Source organism: Flavobacterium sp. MMS24-S5, from assembly GCF_050320125.1.
GTDB lineage: Bacteria > Bacteroidota > Bacteroidia > Flavobacteriales > Flavobacteriaceae > Flavobacterium > Flavobacterium tyrosinilyticum.
The window spans coordinates 4,566,222-4,589,907 of record NZ_CP190016.1; the positions used below are offsets into that span (position 1 = coordinate 4,566,222).

16 protein-coding genes and 1 pseudogene are annotated in these 23,686 nt (G+C 33.7%); 12 read left to right on the forward strand and 5 right to left on the reverse strand.

The window, feature by feature from the left end; translation table 11 throughout:
• Nucleotides 1-114: 114 nt before the first annotated feature.
• Complete coding sequence (serC, locus tag ACPWTF_RS20975; RefSeq protein ID WP_427875776.1) at nt 115-1,152, reverse strand: 3-phosphoserine/phosphohydroxythreonine transaminase; 1,038 nt, start codon at nt 1,150-1,152, stop codon at nt 115-117.
• 126 nt (nt 1,153-1,278) lie between these two features.
• Nucleotides 1,279-2,343: an acyl-CoA reductase gene (locus ACPWTF_RS20980; RefSeq protein WP_427872854.1), complete on the reverse strand. Its 1,065-nt coding sequence runs from the start codon at nt 2,341-2,343 to the stop codon at nt 1,279-1,281.
• A gap of 149 nt (nt 2,344-2,492) precedes the next feature.
• On the opposite strand from ACPWTF_RS20980, the gene ACPWTF_RS20985 reads away from it, so the two are divergent.
• Entirely contained in the window at nt 2,493-2,843 is a 351-nt protein-coding gene (locus ACPWTF_RS20985; protein WP_111366760.1) for a 4Fe-4S dicluster domain-containing protein, read from the forward strand.
• Between the two features lie 65 nt (nt 2,844-2,908).
• Here the strand turns inward: ACPWTF_RS20985 and ACPWTF_RS20990 are convergent.
• Nucleotides 2,909-4,176, reverse strand: a protein-coding gene (locus tag ACPWTF_RS20990; RefSeq protein WP_427872856.1) for an IS3 family transposase whose coding sequence is annotated in 2 segments (ribosomal slippage) — nt 2,909-3,837 and nt 3,837-4,176 — 1,269 coding nt in all. Because the reading frame shifts where the segments join, the coding sequence is not laid out codon by codon here.
• A gap of 199 nt (nt 4,177-4,375) precedes the next feature.
• Between ACPWTF_RS20990 and ACPWTF_RS20995 the strand changes: the two genes are divergently transcribed.
• Nucleotides 4,376-5,530: a carboxypeptidase-like regulatory domain-containing protein gene (locus ACPWTF_RS20995; protein ID WP_427872858.1), complete on the forward strand. Its 1,155-nt coding sequence runs from the start codon at nt 4,376-4,378 to the stop codon at nt 5,528-5,530.
• 208 nt (nt 5,531-5,738) lie between these two features.
• On the opposite strand, the gene ACPWTF_RS21000 is transcribed toward ACPWTF_RS20995, so the two are convergent.
• The gene (locus tag ACPWTF_RS21000) at nt 5,739-8,372 is read right to left on the reverse strand and encodes a TonB-dependent receptor (RefSeq protein WP_427872860.1); all 2,634 of its coding nucleotides are present in this window, start codon (nt 8,370-8,372) and stop codon (nt 5,739-5,741) included.
• Nucleotides 8,373-8,663: 291 nt separating this feature from the next.
• On the opposite strand from ACPWTF_RS21000, the gene ychF reads away from it, so the two are divergent.
• The 10 genes and pseudogenes from ychF to ACPWTF_RS21050 all read left to right on the forward strand — a co-directional run bounded on the left by ychF (nt 8,664) and on the right by ACPWTF_RS21050 (nt 21,161).
• Complete coding sequence (ychF, locus tag ACPWTF_RS21005; RefSeq protein ID WP_012024533.1) at nt 8,664-9,758, forward strand: redox-regulated ATPase YchF; 1,095 nt, start codon at nt 8,664-8,666, stop codon at nt 9,756-9,758.
• A 343-nt stretch (nt 9,759-10,101) separates the two neighbouring features.
• Nucleotides 10,102-10,779, forward strand: coding sequence for a TIGR02117 family protein (locus tag ACPWTF_RS21010; RefSeq protein ID WP_427872863.1), 678 nt, complete (start codon nt 10,102-10,104; stop codon nt 10,777-10,779).
• A gap of 7 nt (nt 10,780-10,786) precedes the next feature.
• Nucleotides 10,787-11,401, forward strand: coding sequence for a hypothetical protein (locus ACPWTF_RS21015; RefSeq protein ID WP_427872864.1), 615 nt, complete (start codon nt 10,787-10,789; stop codon nt 11,399-11,401).
• Nucleotides 11,402-11,553: 152 nt separating this feature from the next.
• Complete coding sequence (locus tag ACPWTF_RS21020) at nt 11,554-12,495, forward strand: YihY/virulence factor BrkB family protein (protein ID WP_427872865.1); 942 nt, start codon at nt 11,554-11,556, stop codon at nt 12,493-12,495.
• A gap of 14 nt (nt 12,496-12,509) precedes the next feature.
• Nucleotides 12,510-13,034 (forward strand): NADPH-dependent FMN reductase, encoded by a 525-nt coding sequence (locus ACPWTF_RS21025; RefSeq protein WP_427872866.1) that lies wholly within the window; start codon nt 12,510-12,512, stop codon nt 13,032-13,034.
• On the forward strand, nt 13,035-14,009 hold the full coding sequence (locus ACPWTF_RS21030; protein ID WP_427872868.1) for a transglutaminase domain-containing protein: 975 nt from the start codon (nt 13,035-13,037) through the stop codon (nt 14,007-14,009).
• Nucleotides 14,010-14,085: 76 nt separating this feature from the next.
• Nucleotides 14,086-15,261 (forward strand): annotated as a pseudogene (gene pncB / locus ACPWTF_RS21035) (nicotinate phosphoribosyltransferase).
• 162 nt (nt 15,262-15,423) lie between these two features.
• Nucleotides 15,424-17,292 (forward strand): DNA topoisomerase IV subunit B, encoded by a 1,869-nt coding sequence (locus tag ACPWTF_RS21040; RefSeq protein ID WP_095931725.1) that lies wholly within the window; start codon nt 15,424-15,426, stop codon nt 17,290-17,292.
• A 21-nt stretch (nt 17,293-17,313) separates the two neighbouring features.
• Nucleotides 17,314-18,417, forward strand: a complete 1,104-nt coding sequence (locus ACPWTF_RS21045) for a PDDEXK nuclease domain-containing protein (RefSeq protein ID WP_427872869.1) — start codon at nt 17,314-17,316, stop codon at nt 18,415-18,417.
• 23 nt (nt 18,418-18,440) lie between these two features.
• Entirely contained in the window at nt 18,441-21,161 is a 2,721-nt protein-coding gene (locus ACPWTF_RS21050) for a DNA gyrase/topoisomerase IV subunit A (RefSeq protein WP_427872870.1), read from the forward strand.
• 57 nt (nt 21,162-21,218) lie between these two features.
• Here ACPWTF_RS21050 and ACPWTF_RS21055 read toward each other — a convergent pair whose 3' ends face one another.
• Nucleotides 21,219-23,681, reverse strand: coding sequence for an AAA family ATPase (locus ACPWTF_RS21055; protein ID WP_427872871.1), 2,463 nt, complete (start codon nt 23,679-23,681; stop codon nt 21,219-21,221).
• Nucleotides 23,682-23,686: the final 5 nt, after the last annotated feature.

Below are 23,686 nucleotides of genomic sequence, written 5' to 3' on the forward strand. Positions count from 1 at the left end.
TTTAATTGTTTAATCGATAAACCAGCTATTTGATTTTTCTTTTTTGATATTTTAAAGGAGGTATTTTTTGACGATTAAACAGTTAAACAAATTAACGATTAACCGAAAAAAAAACTAAACTTTAGATTCCAATGCTTTCATTACATCCACTAAAACCTGAAGACTTTCGATAGGCATAGCGTTGTAAATAGAAGCTCTGTAACCACCTACAGAACGGTGTCCTGGCAATCCAGAAATATTTGCCGCTTTCCATAAAGCATCAAAAGTTTCAGTGTGTTCAGGATTGTTCAATAAGAAAGTTACGTTCATGTTAGAACGATCTTCTACCGCAGCAGCACCTTTAAACAATGGGTTTCTATCGATTTCAGCATAAAGTAATTCTGCTTTTGCGTTGTTTAATTTTTCAACAGCAGCAATTCCGCCTTTTTCTTTAATCCATTGTAAAGTTAAAAGAGAAACGTAAACAGCAAATACAGGTGGAGTATTGTACATACTTTCTCCTTTAATGTGTTTAGCATAATCTAGCATACTTGGAATAGTTTTTCCGTTTTTGCCTAAGATTTCTTCTTTAACGACTACTAGAGTAGTTCCTGCAGGACCCATATTTTTTTGAGCACCAGCATAGATTAAATCAAATTTAGAGAAATCTAATTCACGTGAAAAAATATCAGAACTCATATCGCAAACAACAGGAACATTTGTTGCTGGGAATTCTTTCATTTGAGTTCCAAAGATGGTATTGTTACTTGTGCAGTGGAAATAATCAGCATCGGCTGGAATTTCGTAACCTTTAGGAACATAAGTATAATTGTCTTCTTTTGAAGAAGCTACGACAACAGTCTCACCGAAAAGTTTAGCTTCTTTGATCGCCGCAGTTGCCCACGTTCCTGAATCTAAATAAGCAGCTTTTCCGTTTTCTTTCATTAAGTTATAGGGTGCCATTAAGAATGCTGTACTTGCACCGCCTTGTAAAAATAAAGCCTGATAACCTTTTCCTTGAAGTCCTAATAATTCTAAAGCAAGGGAACGAGCTTCCTCCATAACTGCAACGAAATCTTTGCTTCGGTGCGAGATTTCAAGGATCGATAACCCTGAATCATTAAAATTTAAAATTGCTTTTGATGCCTTCTCAAAAACTTCCTGAGGTAAAATACTTGGTCATGCGCTGTAGTTGTGTTTTTTCATGGTTGTTGTTAATAGTCGAAAATTTTAAAGACGCAAATTTCGGTAATAAGAGCCGAAAAAGCGTTAAAATATTCGAAATAATTAAACAATTTATTACTTTGTTGTTAACAAAAACGTTATAGTATCGACATTATCTGCGTAATCCCACAATTGCGGTTTTTGGGTTTCTCCAAATGCTATACTATCTGCAGTTAGATTATTGCTAACAATGCATTGAATTTGGTCTGTGTCGTCCTGAAGGCGTTTTTTAAGTTCTTCTAAGCTTTCATAATATTCATAAAAAACACTCGAAATGGGAGAGGCGTAACTTGAGTCTTCCTTTAAAGTCAAGAATCCGTTGTCCAATAATTTGAAATTACTCATTAAAAATACCGCTTTATTATAGTCATAATTATTAGCGTATTTTTCGTAATGGATAACGTCTTGGTATTTAAATATTGCTTGGAAAAAAGTGTCAAAAGAATAGTCTTTCGGAATAAAAAGTTTGGAAACATTTCTGCATCCTAAACCAAAATATCTAAAAATATCTTCTCCAAGCGCTTCCAATTCTTCAGTGGTTTCTTTTCCGGTTAAAATAGCGGCCGAATTTCTGTTTTTACGAATAATCGAAGGCTTATCTTTAAAATAATATTCAAAATAACGAGCAGTATTATTGCTTCCTGTGGCAATTACGGCATCAAAATTTTCTAGTTTTCCTTCCACGAAAGTGATGCTGTTTTTCAGATTTTCATCAACAGCAATTAAGTATTTAGCCAAAAATGGCAATAAATGCTGGTCGTTTGACGAAGTTTTAATTAAAGCTTTGTTGCCTGTAATTAAAACAGATAAAAAATCATGAAAACCTACTAGCGGAATATTTCCAGCTAAAATCAAAGCAACAGTTTTTGCATCGCCTTTCTGATCTATTTTGTAAGCCGAAAGCCATTTGTCAATATTTTCAGTGGTTAAAGCTTCAGCCCACGATTGTATAGAAAAATAAACCTGTTCAGGGGTATACCATCCATTATGAGATTGCGATAAATGAATCAGATTATTGAAATCATCAAAAAAGATATCATTATATAAGACATCGGATTTTTGCGCAGAAGCACCTTCAGAAAACTGACTTAAAAATTTTCCTAATTCAACAAAAACACTTTTTTTTGTTTCTAATGTCATAATGTTTGTTTATGAATTGTTTTGATTGTAATTTTGCACAAAAATAAGCATAATTAAGTCGAAAGTCAAAAGTCATAAAGTCAAAAGCTATGCTTGCCTTTATTTTGACTTTAGAACTTTAAGACTTTTAACTTTAAGACTAATAAACGATGGCAATTATTATAACTGACGAATGCATCAATTGTGGGGCTTGCGAACCAGAGTGCCCAAATACAGCAATATATGAAGGAGCAGATGATTGGAGATATAAAGACGGAACAAGTCTTTCTGGAAAAATTGTATTACCTGACGGAACTGAAGTTGACGCAGATGACGCTCAAACTCCAATTTCTGACGAAATCTACTATATAGTACCAGGAAAATGTACAGAATGTAAAGGTTTCCATGATGAGCCGCAGTGTGCTGCTGTTTGTCCTGTTGACTGTTGTGTACCAGATGATAATCATGTTGAAGACGAAGAAACTTTGTTAGAAAGACAAGCGTTTTTGCATAACGAATAATTATTTCTGAATATCTAAATGAGTCGTCCTGAAAAAAGTTGACTCGATTAGTAATATAAAATTAGTTAAATCGGAACAGAATTACTTTTGTTCCGATTTATTTTTTTCCATGTTTTGAGTTTAATTTGATTTTGTAAATGTGCTTGATTTGGAGTTAGCATATTTATTGATAAATGCACTCTGATTTGATTGTAAAATAAAATGGATTGCTGGACTTGCTTTTTTAAGTTCTCAAAATCTTCAAAGATTTCCGATAATCCGAACTCCTCTTTTAAAATGCCATTTACTCTTTCTGCAATTGCATTTTCATATGGATCATAGTTTTGTGTCATACTTATAAGGATCTTACTTTGAGATAAATACTGAGTATACTCTTTGCTGCAATATTGAAGACCTCTATCGGAATGATGTATAAGATTTCTGTTGTATTTTCTATTGCTAACAGCCATCTTTAAAGCTTCTAATGTAGAACAAGCCATTAAATTATCCGATAAATTATAGCCTACAATCTTCTTTGAATAAGCATCAGTTATTAAATGAAGGTAGTACGTTTTTTCTTTTATTCTTAGATAAGTAATATCAGCAACCCAAACCTGCTCCGGCTCATTGAGCTTAATTTCTTTTATTAAATTGGGATATTTACGCATCCAATGCCTTGAATTTGTTGTTTTATAATATCTTCTAACTTTAGGAATCAATAAATATTCATCACGTAAAAAATCAAATAATTTATCTCTGCCAATCTTTATTTGATATCTTTTTAAATCATCTTTCAGCATATAATACAGTTTCCTGCCGCCAGTTTTTGGTAGTTTTTGACGAACCGACATTACCAAAGATTTGAGATATTCTTTGTCATGACCTAACTTTAATTGATGTGATGTTCGTTTGTAATAAGCCTGTTTACTATATCCAAACAATCGACATATTTCACAAGGACTAACCTTGTGCATACGATTTATTTCTTGGACTGCTTGGAACCAGACTTTTTTACAATCTCGATTTTTAGTTCGCGTTCGGCTATTTCTATAAACTTTTTAAAGACCAGTAATTCCTGCTCTTTCTTAGCTAATTGAGCTTCGAGTTCTTTGATGCGTTGAGATTGAGGATTTTTCATAGGACGTCCCAGTGTTAGTTTTTCCAGATATGTAAATTTACCATATTTTCTTAACCAACTATCAATACAGCTATGGCTTCTGATTTGATAGCGACGACGTAGATCTGCTTTACAAAATAATCCCAATTCAAATTCTTTTACAACCTGTTTTTTGACTGCCTCACTGTAAGTGCATATAGGCATAACTCTTTTAAATTCTTCTCTTGGTAATGACATAATTAGATTAATTATAGTCAACTTTTTTCAGGACGAGACAAAATAAAAAAAATCCTGAGTTGTAAAACTCAGGATTTTTTTTGCCCCCTGATATCAGGTATTTTTAAAAGTTAGTTTGTTGGTAATTAATGTTTTATTTTTTCTAGGGTTGCTTTATTGTTAAAAAAACAATAATTTAGTTGAAAATATAACAACGCCTATGAAGCAACTGCTACTTTTATTTGTCGTATTATTTCAGTTGAATGTTTTTGCACAAAATGATGAATATTCTATTTATGTAAAAGACATTGAAACCCTACAGCCTATTGAGAATGCTACTGTAATGGTCTTAAAAACGAAACAGGTTTTAATGACTAACGCAGATGGTAAAATAACTTTTGTTTTGAGCGGAGGATCAAACATACAGGTTTCAGAAATGAATTATGAAAATCTGACTGTTCGTTGGGCCGCTTTAAAAGAAAGCGGATTTGTAGTTTATCTTAAAAATAAAAAAGAAAACTTAGACGAAGTTGTAGTCTCAAAAGAAAATCCCCAAAAAATGCTTCAGAAAGTAGTTTCAAATTCGAAACAAAAAATTAGCATTGCACATCGATTAAAAGTATATGTTCGTGAATTTTTCATGCTTGACAATCAATATTCTTATTATAATGATGGATTAGTTAACTTTCAATTCAATAAAAACAATACAACTACGTTATTAGTAGAACAAAATCGTTCTTACGGTTTGATAGACACAGATGTTAGTGCAGATTTGAAAGGATATAATTTGAATGATATCATGGAGAATTACTCTAACTTTAAGTATTTGGATCCGCTGTTGGATCCCAAAGCGAAAAAGGAATATGATTTTACAACAAAAGGACATTCAAAAAATAAAGATTATTATATAATGTCAGTTGTTCCGCTGGATAAAGCAAAAGAGGCAATTGATAATTTTGAAATTATTTACGATCCTGAGAAAAAAATTATAGTAGAATTTACAATTTCAGTTACGCCAGCAACACTGGATAAAGTGGAAGAAAAGACAAAAGAAGGCGAAAAGAATATTACAAAATCGTTTGTCAAAGTAAATTACAGATGGGACGGAACTGATTATTATTTATTGAGTTCGAATGAAGAAATTGGTTATAATGTTGTTGTAAAAGATAAAACTAAAAATGTTCAGGTAAGAAATAGTTTTGTGACAACAGGTTTCAATAAACAGAATTTCACTTATAGTGAAAGTGATGTTTTTAAAGAAAAATCGCTTTTTAATAAGAAAAACAAAATTCTGACCAATTATTGGGATATTTCGGGATTTACAGCAACAGAGCAAGAAAAAGCGATTATTGCATCATTAGAGTTTAAATTGTAATTAAATAAATAGAAAAGAAAAATCCTGAGCGTTATACTCAGGATTTTTTGTTTTATAAAGTTTGTCAGGCTGAGCGAAGTCGAAGCCCAATATAACTTGAGATGTACTTTGTAGAGTTTCTTGCGTGTCCTTCGACTTCGCTCAGGAAGACAAAAAAAGAACTCATTCAATTGTCAGGCTGAGCGGAGTCGAAGCCACTTGTTAATTATTAAAAAGTAAATCCAAGTCTTGCATAGTAATAAGCACCACTGAATCCCATTTGTACAGCATCCCAATATCCTCCAGCTTCTGTGTTTCCTTGCTCATCTTGTTTGGACGGATATACGTTAAATAAGTTGTTGCTTCCGATAGTTAGTTTTAAACTTTTAGTGAACTGATATCCAACTGTTAAATCGGTTACCACTCTCGGGTTGTAAACATCATCTTCGTCTGCATAATCAACCAAAACAACTTTGCTGAAACGAGTAAAAGCTAGTCCGGCGTCAAATTTGTTTTTAGCATAATTTAGGTTTAAACTGAATTTGTTGTCAGGAGCAGAAGCTAATAAAAAGGCTTTTTCGCGTTTTCCGAAGAAAGTTGCTTCATCAAGAGTGCCGTTTTTGACTTTGTCAATTTTCATATCGTTGATGTTTCCAACCAAAGTGGCGCTAAGCTGACCAAAATCGTATCCTTTTTTCCAAGAGAAAACTACATCAAGACCATGTGTGCTCGTGTCTACACCATTGGCAAAAAACTGTGCTTCAGAAACACCAAGGTTTAAAGCGCTTGCATCAAAATATCCAGTAAGTACAATACGATCTTTTACCTGAATATAGTAACCGTCAATTGTTGCAGTGAAATCGCCAAAAGATGCTGTAAAACCTAAAGATGCATTTACTGCTTTTTCTTCGTTTAATTTACCAATTCCGAAAGCTCTTGTAATTTCGCTGTCATTTGGCGCTAATAAAACTTCGGTTGCACCGCTTGCATTAAAGTTGGTGAAACGTAAATTATAATAAATCTGTGCTAATGATGGTGCACGGAAACCGGTACTTGCAGAACCTCTTAAATTAAAGTGTTCGCCGAGTTTTAATCTAGAGGCCAATTTTCCGTTTACAGTACTTCCAAAATCACTGTAATTCTCAAAACGAACGGCTGCATTTACCATTAAATCTTTAGTGATGTCCAATTCGCCATCAGCATATAAAGAGAAGTTGGTACGGCTTTCATTTACTTCATTCGCAGGACTGTAGCCAGGAAAACCTTGCGAGCTTCCAGGTCTAGGATTTCCCGAAATAGGATCAATTGGCGCGCTTTGGGTGGTAGGATCAGTAATAGGTTGTCCATTGGTGTCGTAAGTGGTATATGATCCTTCTTCGCCAGCAAAGATTTCAAATTTTTCTACTCTAAATTCGGTTCCAAAAGCAATATTAAAGCCTTCAAGAACACTGTCATAACTTTTAGAAATATCAAAATTAGTAGTGTTTTGAAGCAAACTATGTCCTCCAGCATCAAACTCATGAGGAGATTTTTCTTCTAGGGAAGCATTTATTGTTCCTTTAATATCATATTGAAATTTATTTTTTCCGAAAGTATTACTCAAATCAAATTTCCATCCTCCAGTAGATTCTGTTTTGATTCCTGCAGCAACTGAATTATCATTAATTTTTGACGTAATTCTTGGCGTGTAGCCTCCAGGATAAACTGATTCTACCACTCTTTCGCCATCGTTTCTAGTAAACGCATAAGCATCTGTATCTCTGAAATTACTTCCTCCAAAAGCGTAAAACTCTGTTTTGTCTGAAATCGGAATAGAAAGATTGGCGAATAAATTTACTCCGTGCATACTTGCATCTCCAAAACCTTTTCTAAAATCATAAGCAGGTCTTAAGGTTTTATTTTTGTTCAAAAACTCACCTGTAAAGTTTGCATAACCGCCTTTAGTTCCTAAAGCAACTCCGTAATTAGCAGCAACTCTCACAGAACCACCATCAAAATCCTGATCTTTTCCGTATGAATTTCCGTTTCCATCTTGATCTAATCTAAAGCCTTTTGTATTTGGTGTTCCAGGAAGAAAATCGCCTTTCGCCTTTGTGTTGAAAGCACCGTAGGTTACAGATCCCGTTAATTCGTTTACATTATCGTTTGTAATGATATTGATTACTCCCGCAATGGCATCAGAACCATATTGCGCCGAAGCTCCGTCGCGTAAAATCTCGATTCTTTTAATAGAAGCGGCTGGAATTGCGTTCAAATCTGTTCCTGTGTTTCCACGACCTCTTGTTCCAAATAAGTTAATTAAAGACGATTGATGCCTTCTTTTTCCGTTTATTAAAACCAAAGTCTGGTCAGGTCCCATACCTCTTAATGAAGCGGGATCTACGTGATCGGCACCATCAGAACCCGATTGTTTGTTGGCATTAAAAGATGGAGCAACATATTGAAGTAATTGATTAATTTCAATTTTACCACTTTGTGTTGTAACATCTTTTACACTAATAACGTCAATAGGAACAGCAGAATTTACAACAGTTCTCTTCGTGCTTCTGGATCCTGTAACAACAACGTCACTTAAAACTTGACCTTCACTTTCGCCTAAAACTACATTGATCTTGTCGGCAGAAGCTACTTTTTCGACTGTTGCGAATCCTACATAACTGAAAATTAAAGTAGCGCCTTCTTTTACTTTTATTTTATAACTACCTTCAAAATCGGTAGAAACACCATTTGAAGTTCCTTTTTCGACAATATTTACACCAGGAAGTGGTGCACCAGATTTGTCTTTTACAACACCCGAGACTTCTTTTTGTGCAAAAAGAAACGCTGAACTCAGCAGAAATAGTAATAATGCAATCTTTTTCATGGTATTTGGTTGTTTGGTTTGTTTTTTGTTGATTAGTTTTATAAAAGTACTTTTTTTTAACAAAAAATTAGCAAAATGTTTAAAAATTTTTAAGATTGGCGCTAAAATTATATTATTGAACATTTTTACTTCGTGCAAGAGCTATTAAATCTTATATTTGCAAAATTTTAAAGCCAAAAAATATCATTTTGGCAGAAATAAAGAAAAACATGTAAATCATAATACATTAAATAACAGGGTTTAATGTTGCAGACCTTTTAAAGGGTCGAATAAATAAATAGAAACAAACAGATGAAAGCAGGAATTGTAGGATTGCCAAATGTTGGAAAATCAACATTATTTAATTGTTTATCTAATGCAAAAGCGCAGAGTGCTAACTTTCCGTTTTGTACAATCGAGCCAAATATTGGTGTTGTAAACGTTCCAGATCCAAGAATCAACAAATTGGAAGAATTGGTTAAACCAGAGCGCGTTCAAATGGCAACTGTAGATATCGTAGATATTGCAGGTTTGGTAAAAGGAGCAAGTAAAGGGGAAGGTCTTGGAAACCAGTTTTTAGGAAACATTAGAGAGTGTAATGCTATTATTCACGTTTTACGTTGTTTTGATAATGATAATATTGTTCACGTTGATGGAAACGTAAATCCAATTCGTGATAAAGAAACTATCGATATTGAATTGCAGTTAAAAGATTTAGAAACTGTAGAAAAACGTTTAGAAAAAGTGAAACGTGCTGCAAAAACAGGAAATAAAGAAGCTCAAGCTGAAGAGGCTTTACTAAATAGAATTAGAGAGGCTTTGTTACAAGCAAAATCTGCAAGAACAATTGTTCCTCAAAATAATGATGAAGAAGTTTTAATGGAAGCTTTCCAGTTAATTACAGCAAAACCAGTTTTATATGTTTGTAATGTAGACGAAAGTTCTGCAGTAAACGGAAACAAATATGTAGATCAAGTTCGCGAATTAGTAAAAGACGAAGAAGCTGAAGTTATTGTTCTTTCAGTAGGAGCGGAGGCAGATATTACAGAATTAGAAAGCTACGAAGAGCGTCAGGTTTTCCTTGAAGATATGGGATTGGAAGAGCCAGGAGCTTCAGTTTTAATTCGTGCAGCTTATAAATTGTTAAAACAGCAAACTTATTTCACAGCTGGTGTAAAAGAAGTTCGTGCTTGGACAATCAATATTGGAGCAACTGCACCACAAGCAGCGGGAGTTATTCATACTGATTTCGAAAAAGGTTTCATTCGTGCAGAGGTAATTTCATATGATGATTACGTTCAATACGGTTCTGAAGCAAAAGCAAAAGAAGCTGGAAAATTCAGAGTTGAAGGAAAAGAATATATCGTAAAAGATGGTGATGTAATGCATTTCCGTTTTAACGTTTAATTTTTTTTTCTTTAGAAAATAGAGTAAAGAATAAAGAGAATAGATTAAAACTGCTGGAGAGATTCAGCAGTTTTTTTTATACTCAAAATCAAAGTTCTGTTTTGTCAGGCAGAGCGAAGTCGAAGCCCACGCGAAGATTGTCTGATACTTTTCGGAGCTTCTTGTGTATCCTTCGACTTCGCTCAGGATGACAAAAATAAGAATAAAAAATCCGTTTAAATCCGTGCTTTCGCGAAAGCGAATCCGAAAAATCTGCGTACCATTTTCAGGAAACAAAATTTTTGGCTCAAAAATTGGTTAGAGAATAATTAACCAATTACTAATCTAAAATCAACCAATCAAAATGCTAAAAAAATCTTTTAAAATTCTAGGCTGGACGCTTTTCGGAATTTTCAGTTTTCTTGCTCTTTACATTACTTCTGTTTTAATTATTTCTAAAATTACAGTCAACTCCGATATAGCAAAAGTCGAAGAACAAAATGCTATTCCGATTTACATTCTTTCAAACGGAGTCCATACCGATATTGTAGTTCCGATTAAAAACGAAGTTAAAGATTGGCGAAACGAAATTCAATTCAGTCAAACTCAATCAAAAGATTCGTTAATGAATTATATTGCTTTTGGCTGGGGCGATAAAGGATTTTATCTCGAAACACCAGAATGGTCAGATTTAAAAGCAAGTACAGCCTTCAAAGCTGCTTTCGGAATCAGTTCATCTGCGGTGCATGCTACATTTTTTAAACAATTAAGAGAAGGAGACGACTGCAAGCGTATTTTGGTTTCAAAAGAAGATTATCAAAAGTTAGTCACTTATATTTCAGGTAGTTTCAGCGATCCAGTTCGTCCACAATGGATTCAAGGCCACAGTTATGGTAAAAAAGATGCTTTTTATGAAGCTAAAGGAAGTTATAGCCTTTTCTATACTTGTAACACTTGGGCAAATAATGCTTTAAAAGCAGCCAATCAAAAAGCAAGTTTGTGGACGGTTTATGATAAGGGGATTTTTTGTCATTATAAATGATCCTACGATGAAGAAAGCAGTTTCAATTATCGTAATAATTGTATTGATTCTTTCCTGTAAAAAGGCTGATGCAGCTGCAGAGTCTGGTGGTTTGACATTTTATTTTGAGAATCCTCAACCGATTGATGATTCTGAACTAAATAGATTTCCTTCTAAATTTAAAGGACTATATATGAATTCAGATTCTACTTTTTTAAGAATTGACGATAATGGAATCTTTATAGAATATTATTTTAAATTCAAGGTTTACAGACAAAAATTAGATTCTTTAAAATCTGAATACAACCTCATTAGTGGGAAATTAATTACTAAGGATAGAAAGTATAAATTTGATGTGCTTAAAAAAGGAGATTCTATTGAATTGTCTCAAAGAGATACGGATACATTATTCAGATTGTCATATAATCAGAAATTAAAGCGTATAAACGGTCAGTTGGTTTTAAGTGTAAGAGATTCGGTTTTTTGGAAGATAAAAACGATTACATTAGAAAAGAATATTCTTAAAATTAAAAATATTTATTTACCAGACGAACCTGAGGAAATTCGACTCCGTTACCGCTATAAAATCAAAAATGCTAGATTCGCTTTCTTATTTGATCAAACCAACAAAGAAAGAATTTAAAAATATTTTAAAAATTAGAAATCTAGGATATGATCAGGAATATAAAAAAGTTTCTAAATAAACATGGTAAAAATGTAAAATCTGCCTAAAATCCAAGAATTTAAGAGTTTTCATTATTGCGTAAATTTGAGAGAATATCAAATAAGTAGCAAATGAAAATCAAAAATATATTCTCCAAAACTTGGTTTCTCTTAAAGAATACCTTTTTAGAATTTAGTGATGATAATGCCATTAAGTTAAGCGCTGCATTGGCGTACTATACCATATTTGCGTTACCACCTTTATTAATTATTATTATCACAATTTGCGGTTTCTTTTTTGGAGAAGAAGCGGTGACTGGAGAATTATACGGACAAATTAATGGTTTGGTAGGCAATGGCGCTGCAACTCAAATTCAGGAAGCTATTAAAAATGTGCAATTATCTGGCGATAATGTTTTTGCAACCGTATTTGGAATCGTAATGCTATTAATTGGAGCCTCGGGAGTTTTTGCCGAAATACAAAGTTCTATTAATTTTATTTGGGGACTTCGTGCAAAACCAGATAAAGGCATTAAGAAATTTATTCAAAATCGATTAATGTCATTCTCTATGATTGCTTCAGTTGGGTTTTTAATGCTAGTCAGTCTTTTTATAAGTACAACCTTAGATTTACTTAGTGCACGTTTAAAAGTCTATTTTCCAGAAAGTACCGTCTACCTATTTTACATTGTAAACGTGGTCATTGTTTTAGCCAGTATTACACTTCTCTTTGCTATAATTTTTAGAACATTACCAGACGGAAAAATAAAATGGAAAGATGCTTTTATAGGATCAGGAGTTACGGCAATACTTTTTATGATTGGTAAATTTGCCATTGGATTTTATTTAGGTAGTTCGACAGTAGCTTCTGTATATGGTGCAGCGGGTTCTGTGATTATTATTCTGGTTTGGGTTTATTATTCGGCAATAATTCTGTATTTTGGAGCAGAATTTACTAAGGTCTATGCAAAGTCTTACGGAGGAAAAATCTATCCTAACGAATATTCTGTAGAAATTGCAAAGGAGATTTATGAAATCGACGGACCAAAAAAAGAACTAATTGAAGAAAAATAACTAAACAAGAAACCATGAAAATTATAGCCTTTGGAGGAAGTAACAGTTCACAATCAATCAATAAACGTTTGGCTACTTATGCGTCTAGTTTGTTTGAAAATGCAGAAGTTGAAGTTTTAGATCTTAACGATTTTGCAATGCCTGTATTTAGTGTAGATCTTGAAAAAGAAATTGGTCAGCATGAAGTGGCGCAAGCATTTTTAAATAAGCTTAAAGAAGCTGACATTCTGGTTGTTTCAATGGCAGAAAATAACGGGAACTATTCTGTTGCTTTCAAAAATGTTTTCGATTGGAGTTCTAGAATTGAAAAAGATGTTTTTCAGCATAAACCAATGTTATTATTAGCAACTTCTCCAGGCGGAAGAGGAGGCGCATCTGTTTTAGGAATTGCCCAGAATCTTTTCCCGCGTTATGGCGCAGAAATTAAGGGAAGTTTCTCATTGCCAGCATTTGGCTCGAATTTTGATTTACAGGAAAATAAAATTTCTAACGTTGAGTTAGATAATGAACTGAAAAACATTATTAAATCAAATTTTTAAATGCCACAAAAAAAGATTGCCCTTATTTTCCTTTTATTAAATATTTTTTCTATCAATTTTATTTTCGCTCAAAAGATTAGCGAAGTCGATAAAATAGTTGCAAAATATCCAAAAAATTTTGACAGCACCGAAAAGTTAGCCGACAGAATCGAGAAAGATTTTGATTCGGATGCTGAGCGTGCACGCGCTATTTACAGCTGGATTGCCTTTAATATAAGATATGATTACAACGCCTATTTGAATCCGCCGAGAGTGCAGGGTTTCAGTTATTCTACCGAAGCCGAAAAACAGCGAAAAATAAAACAATTGAATGATAACCTGATTCAAAAGACTTTTAATTCTAAAAAAGCGGTTTGTGAAGGCTTTACTGCTTTGTATCAGAATTTGGCTGAACAAGTTGGTTTGAAATGCGAAATTGTTAAAGGAGATTCTAAAACGAGACTGGCTGACATTGGAAGAAAAAATACTTCGTCAAACCATGCTTGGAATATGGTTTTGATTAACAAAAAATGGCGCTTGATCGATGTAACTTGGGGTCAAGGTTATTATGATAGTAATAAAGGAAGAATGGTTAATGATTTTAATCCGATTTATTTTGATACCGATCCTGACTACTTTTTTGCCAAACATTTTCCAGATTCTGGATCGTTTTTAGGAGATCGATTAAACAAAGATGATTTCTTAAACGGTCCATTGATTTATAATAAAACGATCGAAAACGATTATAAAATCAAAACGCCAAGTTCCGGAATAATGGAAGTAAAAAATGGAGATAAAATAACTGTCGAAATTAAAAATGTTTCCAAAACCAATCAGGTTTTTTATTTAAATAAAAAGAATCAACCAGTTAAAGTTCAAAATCCAAAGGAAAAAAGAGGAGGCTTAGAGTTTCAAATTCTTATTGACAGCAATGTTGGTAATTTTATCACGATTTTTGTGGACACCGATAGTATTGTGTCTTTTAAAATTGTCTAGAAAATAAGAGTTCTTCAATATTTTATCTTTTCTGAAATTGCCGTATCTTAGCAGGAAATGAAAAGAATTTGATGCTATGGAAACAACTTTTTTGAAATCAATTTTAGATAATGATTTCTACAAATTTACAATGCAGCATGCTGTAATAAAGCTTTTTCCAAAGGCAAAAGTCCGTTACGGATTCATAAATCGGGGTAAACATATTTTTCCAGAAGGTTTTGCAGATTTACTTCGCGTTTCTGTAGATGCAATGTCGGATCTTCGTTTAACAAAAGAAGAAAAAAATTATCTGGCCCATTATTGCCCTTATTTGGATCCCACTTATTTAGATTTTCTCCAGGGATATAGTTTTGATCCTTCTGAGGTGCAAATCAGTCAAGAAGGGTCAGAAATCAGTGTTACTGTAGAAGGATTCTGGTATAGAACAATCTTGTGGGAAGTGCCGCTAATGGCATTGATTTCAGAATTGTTTTATAAAGCGAGCCATCTGATTCGCTTAAATGATGAAGCCATAAAGAATCTTACGAAAGAAAAAATTGAAAACTATAATAAACTAGGAGTTTCAGTTTTAGAATTTGGAACCAGACGTCGCCATTCTTATGAAGTTCACGACTTAGTAAATAAAACGTTGAGCACTTATGGTGGACAAAGTTTTATTGGAACAAGTAATGTGCATTTTGCAATGGTCAATAATAAGCGTCCTTTAGGAACACATGCACACGAATGGTTTATGTTTCATGCCGCGCAATATGGTTTTCAGGTCGCGAATTTTATAAGTCTCGAAAACTGAACCAAAGTTTATGGCGGTGATCTCGGAATCGCTTTAACGGATACTTATACTACAGAAATATTTTTCAACCAATTCGATAAAAAATATTCTAAGCTTTTTGATGGTGTTCGACATGACAGCGGCGACCCAATTGAGTTTGCCCAAAAAGTAATTGCTCATTATACCAAAATGGGAATTGATCCAAAATCAAAAGTTATTGTTTTTTCAGATTCTTTAAATTACGATAAAGTAAAAAAGATTGTCGATTTCTGTCAGGACAAAATAAAAATGTCATTTGGAATCGGGACAAATTTTACCAACGATGTTGGTCTTCCAGCAATGAATATGGTTATAAAATTGACAGATACAAAACCTGACAATATACATTGGCAGGGAGTTGTTAAACTTTCTGACGAAAAAAATAAAAACACGGGAACGCCCGAAATGATTGCATTGGCAAAACAAGTGTTGGGAATCAAATAGTATTTTTTTGCTGAAAAAGCAGTTTTTTATAATTTTAGTGTTTGTTTTATTTTAAAATCAATTTAAATAGAATTTAAACTGTTATTATTCATAACAAAAAAGAAATACGCTTTTATTTTTTACCGATAAATGGTACATTAGCCAAAAATCCTAAATTCATTTATGCTAGAGCAAAATCAATACAACGAAGATAATATTCGTTCACTCGATTGGAAGGAACATATTCGTATGCGTCCGGGTATGTACATCGGGAAATTAGGGGACGGATCATCACCAGATGATGGTATTTATATTCTTTTAAAAGAGGTTTTAGACAACTGTATCGATGAGTTCGTTATGGGTGCCGGAAAAACTATCGAGGTAAGTATTAAAGACAAAACAGTTTCTGTTCGTGATTACGGACGTGGAATTCCATTGGGTAAAGTAGTCGATGTAGTTTCGAAAATGAATACTGGTGGAAAGTACGATTCTAAAGCTTTCCAAAAATCAGTTGGTTTGAATGGTGTCGGAACAAAGGCAGTAAACGCTTTGTCTAATTATTTCCGTGTAGAATCGGTTCGTGATGACAAACAAAAAGCGGCTGAATTCTCTGCTGGAAATTTGGTTCTAGAAGAAGACGTTATCGATACAACAAAACGTAAAGGAACAAAAGTAATTTTTACGCCAGACGAAACGATTTTCAAAAACTATAAATTTCGTTTAGAATATGTAATCAAAATGGTCAAAAACTATTGTTATTTGAACAATGGTTTGACTATTATTTTCAACGGAGAAAAATACTATTCAGAGAACGGACTTCGTGATTTATTAGAAGAAACGATCAATGAAGACGATTTAGAATACCCAATTATTCATTTAAAAGAGCACGATATCGAGGTTGCACTTACACACAGTAAAACGCAATACAGCGAAGAATATCACTCTTTTGTAAACGGTCAGAACACAACACAAGGAGGGACGCACTTAGCGGCTTACCGTGAAGCTGTAGTAAAAACAATTCGTGAGTTTTACAATAAGAATTTCGAAGCATCAGATGTTCGTAAATCTATTGTAAGTGCGATTAGTATTAAAGTGATGGAACCAGTTTTTGAGTCTCAGACCAAAACAAAATTAGGTTCTACCGATATGGGTTCTGATGACGGAACTCCAGCAGTTTCTGTTCGTACTTTCGTTAACGATTTCATCAAAACGAAATTGGATAATTACCTTCATAAAAATCCAACAACTGCCGAAGCTTTATTGCGTAAAATTCTGCAGGCAGAACGTGAGCGTAAAGAATTATCTGGAATTAGAAAACTGGCGACAGATCGTGCTAAAAAAGCCAATCTTCACAATAAAAAATTAAGAGATTGTCGTGCGCATCTTCCAGATACCAAAAACCCAAGAAACTTAGAAAGTACACTTTTCATTACCGAGGGAGATTCGGCTTCTGGATCGATTACAAAGTCGCGTGACGTGAATACACAAGCGGTTTTCAGTTTGCGTGGTAAGCCTTTGAATTCATACGGAATGACGAAAAAGATTGTGTATGAAAACGAAGAATTCAATTTATTGCAAGCGGCGCTTGATATCGAAGACGGACTAGAAAAATTACGTTACAACAATATCGTAATCGCTACCGATGCCGATGTCGACGGAATGCACATTCGTTTGCTTTTAATTACGTTCTTTTTACAATTTTTTCCAGAATTAATCAAAGAAGGGCATTTGTATATTTTGCAAACACCGCTTTTTAGGGTTCGTAATAAAAAAGAAACAATTTATTGTTATTCTGAGGAAGAAAGAAAAGACGCTATCGAAAAACTGAAACCAAAACCAGAAATCACCCGATTTAAAGGTTTGGGAGAGATTTCGCCAGATGAGTTCAAAAACTTTATTGGAGACACCATTCGCCTTGATCCGGTTATGATGGATAAACACACTTCTATTGAGCAGTTATTGTCTTTCTACATGGGGAAAAACACACCAGACAGACAAGAGTTTATTATCAAAAATCTGAAGGTTGAGATTGATGAATTGGAGGAGGTTTAAGAATTTTTAGAATAATAAATAGTGTCAGACGGTCTTCAAAACAAAGTTATTTATCAGCAAGTTGCCGAGTTATTGCAAAATGCCCGACAACAGGTTTTGCGTACTGTAAATTCAACAATGACAATTACCTATTTTGAAATAGGAAGAATAATTGTTGAAGAAGAACAAAATGGAAAAGATAGGGCTGAATATGGAAAGCAGCTTCTAAAAGGTTTATCCGAACAGCTAACAAAAGAGTTTGGTAAAGGCTTTTCTATTAGGAATTTAGAGCAAATTAGACAATTCTATATTATTTTTTCAAAATCCGAGTCACTGACTAGGATTTTGAAAATTCAAAAAACGCAGTCACTGACTGCGGAATTCAAATCTGAAAAAACGCAGTCAGTGTCTGCGGAATTTAATAAAGTAGATTATCAAACTTTGGCTTCATTTTTTAAATTGACATTTACCCATTATGTCTTTTTAATGCGAATTGAAGATGAAAAAGAAAGACGCTTTTATAAAATAGAATCTGAAAAACATAATTGGAGTGTTCGGGAGTTAAAACGTCAATATGACACGGCACTTTATACACGATTGGCTTTAAGCAGAGATAAAGAAGGAATTTTAAAGCTTTCAGAGCAAGGACAGATTATCGAGAAACCGAAAGATATTATTAAAGACCCTTATATTCTTGAATTTTTAGGATTACCAGAATTACATCAATATTCAGAATCGCAGTTAGAAGAAGAAATCATTAGTAAACTGGAACATTTCTTATTAGAGTTAGGTCATGGTTTTACTTTTGTTGCAAGACAGGAAAGAATTACTTTTGATGATAAACATTTTAGAATTGATTTAGTTTTTTACAATAGAATACTGCGATGTTTTGTTCTTATAGATTTAAAAATAGGCGAACTAAAACATCAGGATTTAGGTCAGATGCAAATGTATGTCAATTATTACGATAGAGAAATGCGATTGGAAGATGAAAATAAAACTATCGGAATTGTACTTTGTCAGACCAAAAGTGAAGCTGTAGTAAAATATACATTGCCAGAAAACAATGAGCAAATATTTGCCAGTAAATATAAGACCGTTTTACCAAGTGTTGAAGCTTTAAAAGAACTACTCGAAAACAAATAGAATTATAATTAGAATATAATTAAATGAAAGACGAAGAAGACGATAACATAATTCCAAACGACGACGAGAATAATCAAGATGAGAACCTGATGGATGACAATCAGGATGGAGATGACGATGATATTATTGACGTAGATGCTAAGCATTTTGAAGGACAGCATTTTTACGAAAATCAGGAAGAAGAAGGCGAAGACGTTATTACCAAAGTAACCGGAATGTACAAAGACTGGTTCTTGGATTACGCTTCGTATGTAATTTTGGAACGTGCAGTTCCTGCTATCGAGGACGGATTCAAACCTGTTCAGCGTCGTATTATGCACTCTTTAAAAGAGTTAGATGATGGTCGTTATAATAAAGTTGCCAATGTTGTTGGTCACACCATGCAGTATCACCCACACGGAGATGCAAGTATTGGTGATGCAATGGTGCAAATTGGTCAGAAAGATTTATTAATTGACTGTCAAGGAAACTGGGGAAATATTTTAACGGGCGATGGAGCAGCAGCTTCGCGTTATATTGAGGCACGTTTATCTAAATTTGCTTTAGAGGTTTTATATTCTCCTAAAATTACAGATTGGGGAGTTTCGTATGACGGTCGTCGTGCAGAACCAAACAATCTTCCAGTAAAATTCCCATTGCTTTTAGCGCAGGGAGCAGAAGGTATTGCGGTTGGACTTTCGACTAAGGTTTTACCTCATAACTTCAATGAGTTAATCGACGCTTCGATCAAGATTTTAAAAGGAAAACCATTTACGCTTTATCCTGATTTTATGACGCAGGGTATTGCCGACGTTTCTAATTACAACGACGGAATGCGTGGTGGACGTGTGCGTGTGCGTGCTAAAATTTCGCAATTAGACAAAAATACATTGGTGATTACACAGATTCCGTTTTCAACCAATACATCGAGTTTAATTGATAGTATTTTGAAAGCCAATGAAAAAGGTAAAATCAAAATCAAGAAAATCGAAGACAATACGGCTGCTGATGTTGAGATTTTAATCCACCTTTTTCCAGGCGTTTCTCCAGATAAAACTATTGATGCTTTATTTGCCTTTACCGCTTGTGAAACATCTGTAGCGCCTTTAGGGTGTGTTATTGAAGATAATAAACCGTTGTTTATCGGTGTTTCTCAAATGTTGAAAATTTCAACAGAAAGAACAGTCGATTTGCTTCGTCAGGAATTAGAAATTCAGTTAGAAGAATTAAAAAATAAGTGGCACTTTTCTACTTTGGAGAAAATCTTCATTCGTGAAGAAATGTATATTGACTTCAAATTATATGGCGATAGAGAATCACTTTATAAATATTTATACGATCGTTTTGAGCCTTTCAAAAAATCATTCGTTAGAGAAATCAATGACGACGATTTACAAAGATTAACTCAAATCCCAATGATTCGTATTACGCGTTTCGACTCTGATAAAGCGGATGATTTAATCGCTAAGTTAGAAGATGAGATGAAAGAAGTAGAGCATAATCTGGAACATTTAACAGATTTTGCCATTGCTTATTTTACGAAATTAAAAGAAAAATACGGAAAAGGTCGTGAACGCCAAACAGAACTTCGTGTTTTTGATAATGTGGAAGCTACGAAAGTGGTTTTAAGAAACACAAAACTTTACGTAAATCGCGAAGAAGGTTTCGTAGGAACGAGTTTAAAGAAAGACGAATACGTGGGTGATTGTTCTGATATTGATGATGTTATCGTGTTTTTAAGAGACGGAACATTGATGATCACAAAAGTAGATGCCAAAACATTTATAGGAAAAGATATTATACACGCCGCAGTTTTTGATAAAAACGATAAACGCACCATTTATAATATGATGTACCGTGATGGTAAATCGGGACCTTCTTATATAAAACGTTTTAATGTTACAGGTGTAACACGTGATAAAGCTTACGATTTAACTAATGGAACAAACGGTTCTCAGGTCGTTTATTTTTCACATAATCCAAATGGAGAAGCTGAGGTTGTGACTATTTTGCTTCGTCAGGTAGGAACGATTAAGAAATTGAAATTCGATATAGATTTTGCTAATTTAGCGATTAAAGGACGTGGTTCTAAAGGAAACTTGGTTACCAAATATCCAATTAAGAAAATTGAATTAAAAGAAAAAGGAATTTCGACTTTACTGCCAAGAAAAGTTTGGTTTGATGATACGGTAAAACGTTTAAATGTTGATGCAAGAGGAGAATTATTAGGCGAATTTAAACCAAGTGATAAAATATTGGTAATTAGTCAATCGGGTAAATTGAAGGTTATTATTCCTGAATTATCGACTCATTTTGATGAAGATATGATCGTTTTGGAAAAATGGAAACCTAAAAAACCAATTTCTGCAATTTATTATGATGGAGAAAAAGAACGTTATTTCTTGAAACGTTTCCTTGTAGAAAACGAAGGTAAGGAAGAAAGCTTTATTACCGATCACCCGAATTCGCAGTTAGAGATTGTTTCTACAGATTATCGTCCGGTTGCACAATTGGTTTTTGCCAAAGTAAAAGGGGTTCAAAAAGATGATTTACATATTGATGTGGAAGACTTTATAGCCGTAAAAGGTTTCAAAGCATTAGGAAATCAGTTGACAACAGATAAACTAAAACAAGTAAACTTATTAGATCCGCTTCCTTATGAAGAACCGGTTGAAGAAGTTCCTGAAAGACCAGAGATTTCAGAAGACGATCCAGTCGAAACAGAATTAGATGACGATGGCCAGATAGGCTTGGTTTTAGAATAAAAAATGAAAACGCTAAGAATTAATTCTTAGCGTTTTTTTTATAGATAGATTCTTCTATTAATTTTCAACGGGAACAATTTCTTCTTTAATCCATTTCACTTCGTTATTCTCAATAATTACCGTAACGATATCGCCATCTTTGACTTCTCCAGAAATTAGCTTCTTTGCCAAAGGCCTTCTCAAGTGGCTTCTAATAATGCTTTTAATTGGTCTTGCTCCATATTTGGCATTAAATCCGTTTTCGGCGAGATAAGTTTTAGTCTCAATCGGAATTTCAACTTCGACATTGATGTTTTTCAATAAGTCCGTAAATTCTTTTTTAAGATGTATTTCAAATATTTTAAGTGCATTTTCTTTACTAAGTGGGGCAAAAGGAATAATTTCAGTTAATCTTCCTAAAAACTCTGGTCTGAAATAATTTGCCATAATTTCCATTAAAGAAGTCGAACTTGGAATTTCGCCGCTGTTAAAGGTTTCTACAATGTGATCTGCTCCGATATTCGATGTAAAAAGTATAATAGCATTCGAAAAATCACCTTCTTTTCCTAAACGATCATGGAGTTTACCTTCGTCCATAACTTGCAGGAAGACATCAAAAACAGATGGATGCGCTTTTTCAATTTCATCAAATAAAACAATAGAGTAGGGCTTCTGTCTAATTTTGTTGACTAGCAAACCACCTTCTTCATAACCCACATATCCTGGAGGCGCACCGTATAGAAGAGCTGCAGAATGTTCTTCTTTAAATTCAGACATGTCAAATCTGATAATTGCATTTTCATCTTGAAAAAGAAATTCAGCTAAACTTTTGGCTAATTCTGTTTTTCCAGTTCCTGTTGAGCCTAAGAAGAAAAAAGATGCAATGGGCTGACCTGCTTTACTTAAGCCTGATCTTGATTCTAAGATAGAACCTGCAACCGTGGCAATGCAATGATCTTGCCCGATCACTCTTTTGCTTAAAACCTCTTCAATTGTGTTAAGTTTATTTTTTTCTTCTTCGTTTAGCTTGCCTGCCGGAATTCCGGTTTTTTGTGCAATTATAAGAGATAAATCAAAAGCCTCAATATGAACACGTTTGTCTAAAGCTCTCTTTTCGATTATTTGCAAAAGGTTTTCAATATGAGTGATGATAGCATCAGAAGATTCAAATGTTTTAGAATTATTCTCCTCATCAGCAAGCATTAAAAAAGCAGTTTTGTTTGCTAAATCGGTTAAAAACCAATTACATTCTTTAATTAATTGTTCTTCAGATAAGCCCTTTTCATTTTGTTTAAGAGCTTCCAGTTTGCTAACAAGCGCAGCTTTTTCTTTTAAAAAAGTTTCACCAGAAGTTTTTAGAACAGACATTGTATGGTCAATCAGATTTATAGCTGATTCTGGTAGACTTTTTTCTTTTAAATACCTTTTAGATAATCGAATAGATTCAGAAATCGTTTCGTCATCAATTTGTATTTTATGATGTTCCTGATATGTTTTTATTGATTCACGAATCATTCGAAACAAGGTTTCATCATCCGATTCTTCCAGTTTCACAATTTCAAACATGCCTGAAAGCCCTTGCTCTTTTTCGATTCTTTTTGTAAATTCATCAATCGTCGAGGTTGCAATAATGTTTAAACCTTTTGCCAATTCACCTTTTAAGACATTAGAAACTCCTGAATCTCCACCATTTTTATCTAAAAGAGTATGTATTTCTTCTATAATTAAAATTGCTTTTGGATATTGTTTTAACTCCTGAATACAGTTTTTTAAACGGTCTTCAATTTCTCCTTTGTACGAAGCGCCGGCAATTAAAGAAGATAAATCCAGTTCGAATAACTGCACTTTGTCTAATACATCTGGAATTTTATTATTAATGACATTTTCGACCAAAGCATCAATTAAAATGGTTTTTCCAATGCCACGATCACCAATTAGCAATACATTGGGTTTAGAGAAACGGCATAAAATTTCTTTAATAGTATTTAATTCGGCCTCACGGCCTATTGCAGGTATTCTTTTCTTGTTCTTTTCAAGATTTTTATGAATGCTGTATTTGCCCAAAAAGCCTTTTTTGACTTCTTGTTTGACCGCGTTATTATTTTGAGGAATAACAATCTGATCCTCCAATAATTCATTTCTAGAAATAGGATAAGATTTCATCTGGTCAAAATTGAAAGCTACACCAGGCGAACTGATGGCAATTACAACAGCATAAAGGCTAATTTCATCCTCATTTAATGCTATTCGAACAGATTCGGCTTCCTTTATAATTTCGTCAATGAAATCGTGTGGTTCAGCATCAAAAACATTAGTAGTTTTAGGTTCCTCTTCAATTCTTACTTCAGCCCATTCATCAAGATAATACACATCTTTACCCATAGCTTCAAGTCGTTTTAAAAGTGATAAATCTCTATTTAAAATGGCTTTTAGCAAATGAGCAGCCGAGTAATATTTGTTTGAATTGGTTTTAGCAATCTTTTTAGCAATTTCTAATGCGCTTAACAGCTCTGTACTGAAAATGTTTTTTTCTTCTTCCATATCCA